The organism is Mesorhizobium sp. L-8-10 (genome assembly GCF_016756635.1).
GTDB lineage: Bacteria > Pseudomonadota > Alphaproteobacteria > Rhizobiales > Rhizobiaceae.
Window position 1 is genome coordinate 4,186,032 of the sequence record NZ_AP023263.1, and the last position, 14,445, is coordinate 4,200,476.

11 protein-coding genes are annotated in these 14,445 nt (G+C 64.6%); 3 read left to right on the forward strand and 8 right to left on the reverse strand.

Going from position 1 to position 14,445, the window contains the following annotated elements; translation table 11 throughout:
• Window positions 1–3 precede the first annotated feature (3 nt).
• From JN280_RS19285 to JN280_RS19300, 4 genes are all read right to left on the reverse strand, one after another.
• Window positions 4–3,279: an efflux RND transporter permease subunit gene (locus JN280_RS19285; protein ID WP_202314358.1), complete on the reverse strand. Its 3,276-nt coding sequence runs from the start codon at window positions 3,277–3,279 to the stop codon at window positions 4–6.
• Entirely contained in the window at window positions 3,276–4,283 is a 1,008-nt protein-coding gene (locus JN280_RS19290) for an efflux RND transporter periplasmic adaptor subunit (protein ID WP_202314360.1), read from the reverse strand. Before JN280_RS19290 ends, JN280_RS19285 begins: the two co-directional genes overlap by 4 nt.
• 79 nt (window positions 4,284–4,362) lie before the next feature.
• Complete coding sequence (locus tag JN280_RS19295) at window positions 4,363–4,566, reverse strand: YgaP family membrane protein (RefSeq protein WP_202314362.1); 204 nt, start codon at window positions 4,564–4,566, stop codon at window positions 4,363–4,365.
• A gap of 30 nt (window positions 4,567–4,596) precedes the next feature.
• On the reverse strand, window positions 4,597–5,889 hold the full coding sequence (locus tag JN280_RS19300) for an NAD(P)/FAD-dependent oxidoreductase (protein WP_202314364.1): 1,293 nt from the start codon (window positions 5,887–5,889) through the stop codon (window positions 4,597–4,599).
• A 99-nt stretch (window positions 5,890–5,988) separates the two neighbouring features.
• On the opposite strand from JN280_RS19300, the gene JN280_RS19305 reads away from it, so the two are divergent.
• The 3 genes from JN280_RS19305 (at window position 5,989) to JN280_RS19315 (ending at window position 8,723) form a co-directional block, all read left to right on the forward strand.
• Window positions 5,989–6,339 (forward strand): ArsR/SmtB family transcription factor, encoded by a 351-nt coding sequence (locus JN280_RS19305; protein WP_244743433.1) that lies wholly within the window; start codon window positions 5,989–5,991, stop codon window positions 6,337–6,339.
• Window positions 6,336–7,640: an adenylate/guanylate cyclase domain-containing protein gene (locus JN280_RS19310; protein WP_244743435.1), complete on the forward strand. Its 1,305-nt coding sequence runs from the start codon at window positions 6,336–6,338 to the stop codon at window positions 7,638–7,640. Before JN280_RS19305 ends, JN280_RS19310 begins: the two co-directional genes overlap by 4 nt.
• 249 nt (window positions 7,641–7,889) lie before the next feature.
• Entirely contained in the window at window positions 7,890–8,723 is an 834-nt protein-coding gene (locus JN280_RS19315) for a universal stress protein (protein WP_244743437.1), read from the forward strand.
• A gap of 57 nt (window positions 8,724–8,780) precedes the next feature.
• Here the strand turns inward: JN280_RS19315 and JN280_RS19320 are convergent, their stop codons facing one another.
• The 4 genes from JN280_RS19320 to JN280_RS40315 all read right to left on the reverse strand — a co-directional run bounded on the left by JN280_RS19320 (window position 8,781) and on the right by JN280_RS40315 (window position 14,284).
• Complete coding sequence (locus JN280_RS19320; RefSeq protein ID WP_202314368.1) at window positions 8,781–9,791, reverse strand: sodium:calcium antiporter; 1,011 nt, start codon at window positions 9,789–9,791, stop codon at window positions 8,781–8,783.
• Window positions 9,788–10,489 (reverse strand): cation transporting ATPase C-terminal domain-containing protein, encoded by a 702-nt coding sequence (locus JN280_RS40120; RefSeq protein WP_342216195.1) that lies wholly within the window; start codon window positions 10,487–10,489, stop codon window positions 9,788–9,790. The genes JN280_RS19320 and JN280_RS40120 overlap by 4 nt, the downstream gene beginning before the upstream one ends.
• Window positions 10,486–12,441, reverse strand: a complete 1,956-nt coding sequence (locus JN280_RS19325) for a cation-translocating P-type ATPase (RefSeq protein ID WP_342216196.1) — start codon at window positions 12,439–12,441, stop codon at window positions 10,486–10,488. The genes JN280_RS40120 and JN280_RS19325 overlap by 4 nt, the downstream gene beginning before the upstream one ends.
• A 217-nt stretch (window positions 12,442–12,658) precedes the next feature.
• A complete protein-coding gene (locus JN280_RS40315; RefSeq protein WP_446720832.1) occupies window positions 12,659–14,284 on the reverse strand; it encodes a GNAT family N-acetyltransferase in 1,626 nt (541 codons plus the stop codon).
• Window positions 14,285–14,445 lie beyond the last annotated feature (161 nt).

A 14,445-nucleotide genomic window follows, 5' to 3' on the forward strand; every position in this document is an offset into this window, starting at 1 on the left:
CCGTCAGGCCGGCTCGAATTCGGATTGCGCCACGTGCCCGGATGAAGGCGGTGTCGCATGCTTCGTCGTCTTCATCTCGCCGCTGTCCTGGCGCCCGCCTCGCAGGACGACGTAGATCGCCGGGATGACCAGCACGGTCAGCGCGGTCGAGGAGGCAAGCCCGAACAGCAGTGAAATGGCCAGCCCCTGGAAGATCGGGTCCGTGAGGATCACGGCTGCACCGATCATGGCGGCAATCGCGGTGAGGAGGATGGGCTTGAACCTGATTGCTCCCGCTTCGAGCAGGACGTCGATCAGTGGCTGGTCCGGGCGCGCCGCGTGCCGGATGAAATCGACGAGCAGGATCGAATTGCGCACAATGATGCCGGCGAGTGCGATGAAGCCGATCATCGAGGTGGCGGTGAACGGCGCGCCGAACAGCCAGTGTCCGAGCATGATTCCGATGAAGGTGAGCGGGATCGGTGTCAGGATGACGAGCGGCAGCCTGAAGGAGCGGAACTGCGCCACGACCAGCACATAGATGCCGAGGATGGCGACCATGAAAGCGGCTCCCATGTCGCGGAACGTCACCCAGGTGACTTCCCATTCGCCGTCCCACAGCAGCGTCGGCTGCGACTCATCCTCGGGCTGCCCGTGCAGCGCGATCGCCGGCTTCGGCACAGCCCCCCAATCCGCTTTGTCGATCGCGTCGGTCACCGCAAGCATGCCGTAGATCGGGGCCTCGAACGCGCCTGCAAGCTCGGCCATTACCATCTCGGCCGGACGGCCGTTATGCCGGAAGATGGGAAAGGAGGCCGGTTCGCGCGAGACGTTGACCACGTCGCCGAGCTCGACCACGTCGCGTCCTCCGGGCAGGGCATTGGCGGGAACGGGTGTCGCAAGCGTCCGCTCGTCCACGACCTTCTCGCTTTTGCCGAGCGCGATGCGGATCGGGATCGGCTGGCGGCCGCCGCCGCGGTGCGAGTAGCCCACCCTGACGCCGCCATAGAGTGCGCCGAGCGTGTCGTAGAGATCGGACTGCTCGACGCGGTAATATTCCAGATTGTCCTGGTCGATGGCCAGGCGCACGCGCTCGGCCGGACTACCGAACGTGTCGTCGACATCGACGATGAAGGGTACGCTCTCGAACGTCTTGCGCACCTCTGCCGCCACCGCCCGGCGGGTCTCCGGATCGGGCCCGTAGACCTCGGCGAGCAGCGTTCCCAGGACAGGCGGCCCGGGTGGCGGTTCGACCACCTTGAGCGCAGTTCCAACCGGAAGGTCGAGGCCCTTCAAGCGCGCGCGGATATCGAGTGCAATGTCGTGGCTGTTGCGGTCGCGCCCGCCTTTCGGCAACAGGTTAACCTGCACGTCGCCGACGTCAGGCGAATTGCGCAGATAATAGTGACGGACCAGGCCGTTGAAGTTGAACGGCGAGGCCGTGCCTGCGTAGGTCTGGAACGAGACGACTTCCGGAACCGGCGCAAGCCGGTCGACTATCGACTGCAGGGCGCGATCGGTTGCCTCGACGGACGATCCCTCCGGCAGATCCACGACGACCTGAAGCTCTGCCTTGTTGTCGAAGGGCAGCAGCTTGACCGTCACGTCCTTGGTGTAGAAAAGCGCCAGTGAAGCGATCGTCGCCACGCCGACGATCAGCAGGAAGCCCCAGGCCCTTGCTTTCGATTTGAGGATCGGGCGGGCGACGGCGACGTAGGCGCGTCCGAGCCAGCCGCCGCGCGCATCGCCATGGCCGTGCGCCGAAGCTTCCCGTCGGCCGAACTTCATCATTAGCCACGGCGTAAGAATGACGGCGACGAAGAAGGAAAACAGCATCGCCGCGGAGGCATTCGCCGGGATCGGGCTCATATACGGGCCCATCATGCCCGAGACGAACAGCATCGGAAGAAGGGCGGCCACGACCGTCAGCGTTGCCACGATCGTCGGATTGCCGACCTCTGCAACTGCTTCGACGGCCGCGCTCGCGCGCGAACGGCCGTCACGCATCGCCCAATGGCGGGCGATGTTCTCGATTACGACGATTGCATCGTCGACGAGGATGCCGATCGAGAAGATCAGGGCGAACAGGCTCACGCGATTGAGCGTGTAGCCCATGACGCGCGCGGCAAAGAGCGTGAGCAGGATGGTCGTCGGGATGACGACCGCAACGACCAGCGCATCGCGCCAGCCGATGGCGAAGGCGACCAGGACGACGATCGAGACGGTTGCAAGGCCGAGGTGGAAAAGCAGCTCGTTCGCCTTCTCGTTGGCGGTCTCGCCGTAGTCGCGCGTTACCGACATCTCGACGTCCTCGGGAAAGATCTGCCCGCGCACCTGCTCGATGCGGTGGATGATGCTCTCGGCGATGACGACGGCGTTGGTCCCGGGTCGCTTGGCGATCGCCAGCGAGACGGCGGGAACGCGTTCAAGTGCCTCCCCGGTCCTGCGGACTTCCGTGACGCGGGTTTCGATCGGCTCCGTGGCGAGGATCACCTTCGCCACATCGCGCACATAGACGGGCCGCCCGTCCCTTGCGGTCAGGAGGAGGTTGCTGATTTCGGTCAGCGTCTGCAGTGTCTGCCCTGCGACGGCCGTCCGCTGCTCCGCATTTTCCCGGACCAGACCGATCTGGAACGACCTGTTGGCGCCCTCGATCTTCGAAGACAGCTGCTGAAGCGTGATGCCATAGAGCGAAAGCCGCTCCGGATCGGGCTCGACCCGGATCTCCTCCGGCTGCTCGCCGACGATGTAGGTCAGGCCGATATCAGGCAGCTTGGACACCTCGACCTGAAGCTCGCGCGCGAGCCTTGTCAGGTCGTTGGCCGTCCACCGCGCAGCGGCGCCCGGAGCCGGCGACAGCGTCAGCACCACGATCGCGACATCGTCAATGCCGCGGCCGACGATCAGCGGCTCGGGAACGCCGACGGGGATGCGGTCCATGTTGGCGCGCACCTTGTCGTGGACCCTCAGGATCGCGGCGTCCGCGCTCGTCCCGACCTCGAAGCGCGCCGTGACAACGGCGCCGTCGTCCTGCGTCTGCGAATAGACATGCTCGACGCCGTCGATGCTCTTGATGATCGTCTCGAGCGGCTCGGTGACGAGCTTGACCGCATCCTCGGCCTTGAGACCATCGGCGCTGACGTGGATGTCGACCATCGGAACCGAGATTTGGGGCTCCTCTTCGCGCGGCAGCGTAAGCAGAGCCACGAGGCCCAGGGCGAGCGCGGCGAGCAGGAAGAGCGGCGTAAGCGGCGATGCGATGAAGGTGCGCGTCAGTGCGCCGGCCATTCCGAGCTTCATGGCAGGATGACCTTGTCGCCGTCACGCAGGCCGCTCAGGATCTCCACCATGGTCCCGTCGGAAGCGAAGGTTTCGCCGAGCACGACGGCGACATCCATCTCACCGCCAGCCGTCGCTATGCGGATATAGTCGACGCCATGCACCGTCCTTACCGCCTGCGGCGGCACGGCCAGCACGGAGCGCTTGCCGACCGGGATCGAGACGAGCGTGCGCTCGTTGACGAAATAGCTGCCGATGCCGGCCACCTCGACATCGGCAATCACGCGGCCGCTGGCGATCTCGGGATAGACTTTCGCGACCCTGCCCGGGCGTGGCGCCGCAGGCGCATCGGCGGCCTTTGCCACGCTGCGTTCGCTGACGAGGACCGTATCGCCCTCGACGATCTCCGCGGCATGGCGCTCGGGCAGCGACAGGCGCAGATAGTACGGGCCGGTCGCGATCCGCGCGATCTCCTCGCCTGCCAGGATGACAGACCCGGGCGTGACGGGCACGGTGAGCACGCGGCCCGAGGCTGGCGCGAGGGTTTCGCCTTCGCGGGCGCGCTGCTCGATCACCGCCCTGGTCGCCTCCGCGGCCGCAACCTGGTTCGTCACGACCTCCATCTGCATCTGCACCGCGTCGCGGCTGCTTTGCGTGGCAATGCCCTGGGAGACCAGTCGCTCGACACGGGAGACTTCGGTCTTCGCGTTCTCGAGCTGGGATTGCAACGCCTTGATCTGAGCTTCGGCAGCCTGCAGTTCCAGCGCGATCTTGTCGTCGACCACGACGGCGATGACATCGCCTTCCCTGACCTCGTCGCCCTCACTGACCCGGATCTCCCGGATGGTGCCGCCGATGCGCGCACGCGCCGGCACGACCGTTCTGCTCTCGACCTGACCGAAGACGGCTTTCATCTCCGTGACCGTCGTCGTCCTGACGACGAATTCCGCAGCCGAAGCCGGCGCAAGGCCGATGCTGGCGGCGGCCAGTATTGCTGCTGAAATCAATGATCTCGACTGCGACATGAATGCTGCTCGTGAAGGGCCGCGCCGGGCCGAGGTCGGCCCGGTCGTTTCGTTTAGGGTCAGTGTTGGTTGGTGCCGGTCATTCGAATGCGACGCCGGACTTGCAGCCGAGTTTCTTGAACATCAGGGCTGCGGGGCAGAAGCCCGTCATCGATGCCTGGATCATGTTCAGCCCGGCAAAGGCTGTCAGCAGGAACCAGTACGGGGAAACGTAGTATCCGAGCGCCAGCGAGACCAGGACGACGAGGCCCGCAAACATCAGTACGGCACGATCGATTGTCATTGTTGTACTCCTTTCGAGACGTTTTGCCGGCTATTCGGCCGGTTCCGGGTGGATGTCCTTGAGTTTCCTGATGCCGAGCACATCCAGCATCAGCCTTTCATAGAAGGTCTCGGCCTTGCCCTGCCGGACCTTGTGGAGGAAGTACCTTTCGAAGCCGACCTTGGCGGCATGCACCCACTTGCCGCGCGACGACCAGTTGACGTTGCGGGGAGGGATCTGCGGCTGCGCGACGAAGGCAATTCCCTCGTCGCCGAAATCCGCCAGGCAGACGGCGTTCCAGGTCGCGACCGCGTTCGGCTCGGCTCCCCTGAGCAGTGCGCCGATGTTCGCCGCCACCGCCGTCACCATGGATTCGATCATGAGACCGGTCTTCGGCACGCCGACCGGCAACGGCGTCTTGCCGACCGGCGGGATGGCAACACAGACGCCGATCGCGAACACGTTCGGGAAGGCGGGATTGCGCTGATGCTTGTTGATTGCGATGAACCCGCGCGGATTGGTCAGGCCCTCGACCCCGGCAACGGCAGGAACCCCGCGGAATGCCGGCAGCATCATGGAATAGGCGAAGGGCAACTCGTGGCTGGTCTTGAGCGAGCCGTCATCGCCGACCTCCTCGGCGAACATCTTGCCGGCGTCGACCCTGGTGACCCTGGCGTTGGTGATCCAATTGATGTGCCGCTCGCGCATGGCGCTCTCGAGCAGGCCTTTGGTGTCGCCCACTCCGTCCAGTCCCAGGTGCCCGATATAGGGCTCCGGCGTGACGAAGGTCATTGGCACCTGGTCGCGCTTCCTGGCGCGGCGAAGCGCCGTATCGAGGATGAAGGCGAACTCATAGGCGGGGCCGAAGCACGAGGCGCCCTGGATCGCGCCGACGACGACGGGACCGGGCTTTTGGACCAGCGCGTCGAAACTCGCTTTCGCTGCGATGGCGTGGTCGATCTGACAGATGGACTGGGTGAAGCCATCAGGCCCAAGGCCGGGGACTTCGTCGAAGGCAAGATCGGGTCCGGTGGCAATGATGAGGTAATCGTAGTCGAGGAAGGAGCCGCCGTTCAGCTCGATGCGGTTCTCCTTCGGATGGACGCGCCGCGCGCCTTCGGGTCTGAACCCGATGCCGCGGCCGGCGAGTACCGCGCTGAGATCGACCGTGACGTTCTCGCGTTCTCGCCATCCGACGGCCACCCAAGGGTTGGACGGGACGAACGAATAGACCGTCCCGAGATTGACGACCGTCAGTTGGTCCTCGCGGCGCAACTTCTCTTTCATTTCGAAGGCCATGATCGTGCCGCCAAGGCCGGCACCAAGAACGACGACATGCGACATGGGCGTTTCCTCCTTTGGCATTGCGGATAGAATGCCTGTCCGGCGGCTCTTCGGCTTTGATCTGGCGCAACCAGCTGCCGGTCGGCCGCCATCTCGCCCTTGCATCTAACATTCAAAGATTATAAATTCAAGAACATGAATGTAAAAGAAATGATCCCGGCTTCAGGAAAGGCTGCCGAACTGCTGCGCAGCCTCTCGCATCCGCAGCGGCTGCTGGTGCTTTGCGCTCTCGGCCGGGAAGAGAAATCGGTCGGCGAGCTGCGTCAGGAACTGGACATCGAGCAGGTGCCGATGTCGCAGCAATTGATGCGCTTGCGCGCCGACGGGCTGGTCGAGGCGCGGCGGGAGGGTACGGCCGTCTTCTATCGTATCACCCGGCCGGAGGTGCTGACCGTCGTCGAAGCGCTGCATTCTGCCTTCTGCCCGCCCAAGCCAGGGCGAGATCGATGATGGCGCAAGACGGCCGCGGCGCCGGCGTTGCCGATCCTCCCCGTCCGGCCCGGTCAGCGCTCGGGCGACGCCGGTTCCCGCTGCGATATATGCCGGGAATAGGTTACGGCACCAGCGGCTTCCCTCCCAAGGTCGCGCGGCGGCTTCGCGTCCTCAACATCGCAACATGGATGGCCGCGACGTTGATGGCCGGCTTCGCGGCGGGCGAATTTCTCGCTGCATCGGCGGGAACCTGGAAGGTCGGCATGGCCTATGTGATCGCGGCGGCCTTGTTGGCGCTGATACCGCTGTTGCATCGCTTTGGCCCGCTCGTCGGGCCGTTGGCCTTTGCGGTCGTCGGCTACGCAATCATCTTCACGATCTGCAGCATGGTCGGCACCGATACCGGGATGCCGATGCAATATCTGGTCGCGGCGGCGATCATGGTCCTGATCCTGGGCCTCGATCATCTGGCGATCAGCGCAGCGCTGACGGTACTGGCGGCCGTGCTCATCATTGTTCTCGAATTGTTTGTGCCGGCCGACCCCGGAATTCGTTCGACAGAGCATACATCGATCAGCCTTGTGGCCAATGTCGTCGGCAGCTCGGCGATCCTGTTTGCGATAGTCCTCTACGCAATCCGCGACGCGGCTCGCGCCGAGGCGGCAGCCGAGCGCGAATACGAGCGTAGCGAATCCCTGCTCACCAGCGTCCTTCCGGAGTCCGTCGCAGAGCGGCTGAAGCTCGCACCCGGCGCCATTCTCGTCGACAGATATGATGAGGCGTCGGTCCTGTTTGCCGATATGGCAGGTTTCACCGCGCGAGCGAGCGAGGTTTCGCCCGAGCATCTCGCCGAGTGTCTCGGCCGCGTGTTCGGTGAATTCGACCGGCTTGTTGCCTCCCATGGCCTCGAGAAGGTCAAGACCAGCGGCGACGCCTACATGGTCGTAAGCGGCGTTCCGCGATCGCGTCCGGATCATGCCGAAGTTTTGGCGGATTTCGCGATCGCGATGCGCGACATGGCCATGACGCTGCCCGACTCGCAAGGTCAGCCGGTGGCCATCCGCATTGGAATGGCGTCAGGCCCTGTAGTGGCTGGCGTGATCGGAACGAGCAGGATGTTCTACGACTTGTGGGGTGACGCGGTGAACGTGGCCTCCCGCATGGAAACGACCGCGCCGCAGGGCCAGATCCAGGTGTCGCGAGAAAGCTACGAACTGCTCGAGGACAAGTTCGTTCTGGACGAGGTCGGTCCCCTCGACATCAAGGGCAAGGGCGCGATGGTGACCTGGCTGCTGCGCGAACGCCGAAAGCAGGGCTGAACGGCGTGCCGGCCGCGGCAGGGACCGCAGGCGATCCCAATCGGCCTCGCGTGAGAGGGCAGAGGTGACAGGCGGCAGCATCTCTCGCGCTACAGGAGGATCTGCCGGCCTCGCATCGCCAGGACATGGTCAACCTCAAATCGCATGACCCCGCCTTGGCACGGCTTGATTTCGATCAAGCGGCAATCCTCCTAGTTGAGGATAATGGCATCTGATAAAGTCTTCTCACCTTTGTATTCGAGAGGTCTCGTGCTCAAGCGCATCCTGGTCCTACTTGGCGAAACGAGCGCATCGGCCGCCGCGCGGCAATACGCGTTCCGCCTGGCGCGGGCGGAACATGCGGAGCTGGCGGGGATCGCGGGTATCGATCTGGCGTTCATCGAGGCGCCGATGATCGGACGTATCGGCGCGACGGCCTACAGAATGCAGATGGAAGAGACGTTGAAAGCGCAGGCGAAGGACACCTGTGCCCGGCTGCGCGACGTCTACGAGAAGGAGTGCAAGGCCAACGACCTGCCTTTCGAATGGCTGGACTTCCATGGCGATCCGCTCGGCGCGCTTCAGATCGCCGCGGAAAGCAGCGATCTGCTGGTGACAGGCCATGATACGGCATTTCGAGGCAGCATACGTGAGCGTCTGCCTGACATGCTCGCCAAGCTGAGCTGGATGACGCCGCGTCCGCTGATCGCCTGTGGCGACGAGGACCGCGGCGATGGCGACATCATGATCGCCTACGACGGGAGCCTGCCCGCGATGCGTGCGGTGCAGCTCTTCATGCTGCTCGGCCTCTGGTCGCAGCATCGTGTGCACCTCGTTACCATCGGTGCCGACAAGGCGGCGGCAGAGCGAATTCCCGTCGGCGCGGAGCGCTACCTGCGTGGCCGTGGCTGCAGCGTCGAACTTGTCTCGATCGCCACACGTGCGCATCCAGCCGAAGTGCTGAGAATCGAGGCGGCCGACCGCAAGGTCGGCACGTTGGTGATGGGCGTTCACGGGCACCGCGGCCTGCGAGAGCGTCTGTTCGGTTCGACCAGCACACAATTGCTGGAGGAGCCACCCTGCGCCCTGTTCGTCTATCACTGACGGTCGCTCGGGCGACGGCAGCGCCAATGGATCGGCGCCGCCGCACCGATACTTTGCTCAGTGTCCCAGCAGATAGATAGCATATGAGCTGAACAGATAGACGATGAGCAGCGACAGGCTGACCCAGCCGATCGTCCCACCAAGGCGCGTCTCCGGCCTGAAGAGCATGGCGACGATGAAGATGCCGGACATGATCGTTGCGGCAAATGCGGTAATGGCGTGCGCGGGTGAGACAGCGCGAAGCAACGGACCTTTGCCATAGGCGATATCATCGATCGCCAGGATGAGGATGTCGAACAAATTGCTGCCGAGCAGGCTGCCGATGGCCATGTCGACGGCGCCGAGCCTGAGCGCGCTCACCGTCACCACGAGTTCCGGCACCGAGGTCGCTCCTGCAATCAGCAGTGTGCCGACGAAGGTCGTCCTCCAGCCCATCACCTCGGCAATTTCTCTCCCGACGAAGGGGAGCCAGGTGCCGGCGACGACGATCACGCTCGCGGCAGCCAAGTAGCCCAATGCCGCATTGCGCAGGGAAATGCTGCCTTCGGCCTTGGCGAGCGCCGATGGAGACCGGGTGCGGCGCTCATAGACGAAGGCCGCGCGCACCGCGACGAGATAGATCACGATGATGAACGGGGTATAGCCGCTGACGTGCAGGAACTGGAAGCTGAGCGCATTCTGGCTGAGCAGCAGGAAAGCGCCGGCCGCGCCGATCAATATCACTCCGAAGCCGGCCGTCAGGATGTGGCCCTGGTCGATGCGGCGATACATCGGCTCCTCGCGGCTCAGAATGTCGAGGAGCACCAGCATCATGAGGTTGAACACGCAACTGCCGAGCGCGTCGCCGACGGCGATGTTGGGTGCATCCACGGCAATGACGGCGCTCACCCCTGTGATCAGTTCGGGCAAGGACGTTGCGGTCGCGATCAGCACAAGGCCGATCCATGATCGAGACAGGCCGGTCAGCCGCGCGATGACGTCTCCGTTGCGTATGAGCGCCGGGCCGGCAAGGCCGATCAGGACTACGCACACGGCAAACTTCAGCCAAGGCAGAAAAGTCGCAGTCATCGCTGCCTCTTATGACGGCGGCCGATGACAGCCATGGTTGCCTGCGCCACGACCAGCGGCGCCAGACTGCATGCCAGAACGACCGACCACATGTCGGCGGTGAGCGGGGCAAGATGCAGCAGCTGCGCGGCAGGGGGCAGATAGGGCGGCGTCGCGAGCAGCCCTGCGCAGAGCGCGAGCGCGCCCCATAGCCAGCCGTTGCGCGTGACTTCGTTGACGATGAGCCCCGATCGCATGTGGCGCATGTTCAGCGCGTGCCAGAGCTGTGCGAAGGCGAGGGTGAGGAAGGTGACCGTCACCGACTGCGACGCGTCGAGGTCAAGCAGGCGCGCCGCGGCCAGCGCCCCGAACGTGCCAACGGTCAGTGTGACGCCATGCAGGATGATCGTGAGCCATTGCCGACGCCCGAGGATGGGTTCTTTCGGATCGCGCGGCGAACGCTCCAGGATGCCGGCTTCGCCTTCGCCCATCGCCAGCGCGAAGGCCGGGAACACGTCGGTAACGAGATTGAGATAGAGAATCTGCAGCGGCAGAAGCGGCAGCGGGAGCGCCCACAGCACAGCCAAGCCGACGACCATCACCTCGCTGAGATTGCAGGACAAGAGGTAGACCACAAAACGGCGGATATTGCCGAAAATCAGGCGGCCTTCGCGGATCGCCCTGACAATGGTGGGAAATGCGTCGTCGAGCAGGATCATGGCGGCTGCTTCGCGCGCCACATCGGTGCCACGCAGGCCCATTGCCACGCCGATGTCGGCCTGCCGCAAGGCCGGTGCGTCGTTGACCCGTCCCCGGTCATGGCGACGATTTCGCCTGCGGCCTGATAGGCCCTGACGAGCGCGAGCTTCTCGGCCGGGCTCACCCGGGCGAAGATACCGACATCGCGCAGCGCGGGCTGTCCGGCCTCGACGAGATGCGCGATCTTCTCGCCCTCCACGACATTCGCAGCGTTGTCTCCCAGTCCGACGGCGCGACCGATGCTCCGCGCCGTCACCGGATGGTCGCCGGTGACCATCACGACGCGGATTCCCGCCCGGCGGCAATCCCGGATCGCGCGTGGCACGTCGGCACGCGCCGGATCCTCCAGGCCGATGAGGCCGATCAGGACCAGCCCTTCGTATGGCGCGCTGTTTGCCTGCGTGTCCAACCTCATTGCGCAGGCGAGCACGCGCAGGCCATGATGGCCGAAGTGCTCGGCGCGGGCGAGCCACTCGGCTCGCATGGCGTCATCGAGCGCCACCGCGCCGTGCTCGACCATCACCCGCGTCGCGGCTGCAAGCACTGCTTCCGGCGCTCCCTTCACCGCGATCAGGAAGCCGTTCCCGCTCTCATGCACCGTGGCCATCATCTTGGTCGCGGGGTCAAAGGCATGCTTGAGCGTGATGCGATGCTCGTGGAGCAGCGCTGTCCGTCTCAAGCCCGCGTGCAGCCCGGCGCGCAAGAGCGCGATTTCCATCGGGTCGCCACTGCCATCTTCGTCCGCGCGGTCGAGATGGGCGTCGCTGCACAGGACGGCGATGCGCAGCAACACGACCGCCTGCCGGTCGTCCGCGAGCCGCGGATGCTCGCCGGCCTTCGGCGACCTTGTCTCCACTTCGATCTCGCCGGAGGCAGTGCAGAGCCGCCGTACAGTCATCCGGTTTTCGGTCAGCGTGCCGGTCTTGTCGGTGAGAATCACGGTGGTGGCCCCGAGCGTCTCGACTGCGGACAAGCGCTCGATCAGCGCATTCTGCCGCGCCATGCGCCACATCCCGCGGGCGAGCGCCAGCGTCGCAACGATCGGGAGCCCCTCGGGGATCGCTGCCACGGCGAGTGCAATAGCCGCCTCGACCATGAGGAAAGGGTCTTGACCACCCACGAGACCGATAGTGCCGATCACGGCCGCGACGACGAGCGTCACCCAGACGAGCTGCGCCGACAGGCGGGCGAGCTTGCGTTCGAGCGGCGAGCTGCCCGGATCGGCTTCAAGGACGAGCCGCGTGACCTGGCCAAGTTCCGTCGCGAGGCCGGTCGCCACGACGACGCCGATGCCGCTGCCGCGCGTGACGGAAGTGCCCTTGAACAGCATCGACGCGCGATCGCTGAGACGGGCGTCCGCGCTGACCGGGTGCGTCTGTTTGTCGACGGTGACCGACTCGCCGGTCAGCGTCGACTCGTCCGCCGAAAGACGCGAGGACTCGATCAGGCGCATGTCGGCCGACACCGCGTCGCCCGCGTCCAAAATGGCGATGTCGCCTGGAACCAGGTCCTCGGCCGGCACGAGACGAACGCGCCCCTCCCGTCGGACGCGGGCGGTGCGCGCGCCGAGCGCACGCAAAGCCTCAATGGACCGTGCCGCCTTCAATTCGGTCACGAAGCCGATCAGGGCGTTGATGGCGAGTACCACGACGATGGCGCCGCCTTCTTCCAATTCGCCGAAATAGAAGGCGAGCCCCGCCGCGCCACCCAGGAGATAGACGACCGGACTCGTGAACTGGTGCAGCAGCAGGCGCATCACACTGGCGGCGCGCCGCGAGGAGATCGTGTTCGATCCAAAACGCCTACGCCGCTTGCAGATCTCGTCGTCCGACAGTCCATCGGCGCTGGACACAAGCAGCCGCCGAAGCAACTCGGCCGCCGGCAAGGCGTGCGGGGTTTCCGGCAACATCATGCGCGCGGTGCCTTCTGCAGGAATCTGTTGGTCCGATTACATGCCGCACCCACCGTAACCGGGGCGGACCTCACCCAGGTCAACGCAATCGAACTGCATCGATGAGTGCGCCGCCCTATGTTCAGTTCCCGGTTGCGTAGTCCAGTGCGCGGACGCCTTTGGACCTTAGCCCGATGTGTCAGCATCGCAGCATTCTCCGGCTCAGCGCCCGGCAGGGTCAGTTCCTGTGAAACTCCTTCCGGATCAGGACGAGCGTCGGGTCGTCGGGGTAATATTCAGCGACAAATCCCTGCTCGCGCTCAAGCTCGATGGCCTCATGGTTCTCGCGGCTCTCAATGGCTTCAAGTGCCTTGAGGCCTCGGGCCTCCGCATAACGGGCGAGATGGCGGAGCAACTCCCATGCGACACCCTTGTGCTTGTAGTCGGAGCGGACCGAGATCGCCACCTCGCCCTTCTCGAAAGTAGGCTCGCAGGCCAGCATCGCGGTCGCAACGATGGTCTCTCCGCCATCGACGCATGCGAGGAAATTCTCCGTCAGCCGGTGATCGACGTGGGTCATGGCGACGAGACGCTCGTGGCTGACCTCCCTCACGCCGCCAAGGAAACGAAAGCGCAGGTCCCGGGGCGTCACATGCGTGAAGAAATCCGAAAGCGCCTCTTCGTCGTCGGCGCGAACCGGGCGAACGTGAAGAACAAGCCCGGAGCGGGTCACCAGATCGCAGCTCCATTTGTCGGCTGCCACGGTACTGTCCGGCTTCCCGGTTGTGGCCTGTCCGACTGATCGCGTGGCGTGGCCATTCGCGGCTGGAGTCTCGATGATGACCTTCAGGGCGTGAGTGCTCGCTGCGCTCCCGAACGTTTCATAGGCGTCGACGATCCGATCGAGCGCGAACCGGTGCGTGATCAGCTTTTTCGGATCGATCTTCCCGGACTGTACGGTCTTCAGCAACATCGGCGTACTGACGGTATCGACCAGACGCGTGGTGATCCCGATATTGTGCGACCAGAGCTTCTCCAAATGGAGATCGGCCTTCACGCCGTGGACGCCGACATTGGCAATGACGCCGCCCGGGGCGACAATGTCTTCGCAGAGTTCGAAAGTCGCCGGAATGCCGACGGCTTCGATGGCGGTATCGACGCCGCGCCCGCCGGTCAACGCCAGCACCTGGTCCGCTGCGTCGTCTCCGCTACCATTGACCGTCGCCGTTGCGCCGAAACGGCGCGCCACTTCGAGGCGGTTCTGATCGAGATCGATCATGATGATCTGGGAGGGAGAATAGAACTGTGCCGTCAGAAGCGCCGCGAGACCGATCGGTCCGGAGCCGACGACAGCCACCGTGCCGCCAGGCTGCACCCTGCCATTGAGCACCCCGCACTCGAAGCCGGTCGGCAGGATGTCGCTCAGCATGACCAGTGCTTCTTCGTCGGCGCCGTCCGGGATGTGGTAGAGACTGGTGTCGGCATGCGGGATGCGGACGAATTCCGCCTGGGTTCCATCGATCGTGTTGCCGAGAATCCAGCCGCCGGTCGAGCAATGCGAATACATGCCCTTGCGGCAATGCTCGCATTTGCCGCAGGACGATATGCAGGAGATCAGCACACGATCGCCCTTCTTGAACTCGGTCACGCCGGCGCCTGTCTCCTCCACGACGCCCACGCCTTCATGGCCCAGGACGCGACCCGGGGTGCAGCTCGGCACATCGCCCTTCAGGATGTGGAGATCGGTGCCGCAGATGGTGGTCCTCGTCACCTTCACGAGGGCGTCGGTCGGAGCGACGATCTCAGGGACGGGACGCTCTTCGAGAGACTTCTTGCCCGGGCCTCCATAGACGAGAGCTTTCATCGCATGTCTCCTTGCTGGTGCGGATCGCGGTCATCATGCGCTCCCGCCGCCAGCCCCGCTTTGACGTCGGTCAATGATCGCGACGAAGCTTCGCTGCAGAGATCAAGACGCCGCCGCTCTCTGTCGGGCAAGACGACATGTCTTGATGCAGATCAAAGTAC

What these genes read in the sequence shown, in the direction of transcription:
- JN280_RS19325 (WP_342216196.1), bottom strand. Translation starts at nt 12,441, where the DNA reads ATGATGTTGCCGGAAACCCCGCACGCCTTGCCGGCGGCCGAGTTGCTT.
- JN280_RS19295 (WP_202314362.1), bottom strand. Translation starts at nt 4,566, where the DNA reads ATGACAATCGATCGTGCCGTACTGATGTTTGCGGGCCTCGTCGTCCTG.
- JN280_RS19300 (WP_202314364.1), bottom strand. Translation starts at nt 5,889, where the DNA reads ATGTCGCATGTCGTCGTTCTTGGTGCCGGCCTTGGCGGCACGATCATG.
- JN280_RS40120 (WP_342216195.1), bottom strand. Translation starts at nt 10,489, where the DNA reads ATGATCCTGCTCGACGACGCATTTCCCACCATTGTCAGGGCGATCCGC.
- JN280_RS19285 (WP_202314358.1), bottom strand. Translation starts at nt 3,279, where the DNA reads ATGAAGCTCGGAATGGCCGGCGCACTGACGCGCACCTTCATCGCATCG.
- JN280_RS19310 (WP_244743435.1), top strand. Translation starts at nt 6,336, where the DNA reads ATGATGGCGCAAGACGGCCGCGGCGCCGGCGTTGCCGATCCTCCCCGT.
- JN280_RS19290 (WP_202314360.1), bottom strand. Translation starts at nt 4,283, where the DNA reads ATGTCGCAGTCGAGATCATTGATTTCAGCAGCAATACTGGCCGCCGCC.
- JN280_RS19320 (WP_202314368.1), bottom strand. Translation starts at nt 9,791, where the DNA reads ATGACTGCGACTTTTCTGCCTTGGCTGAAGTTTGCCGTGTGCGTAGTC.
- JN280_RS40315 (WP_446720832.1), bottom strand. Translation starts at nt 14,284, where the DNA reads ATGAAAGCTCTCGTCTATGGAGGCCCGGGCAAGAAGTCTCTCGAAGAG.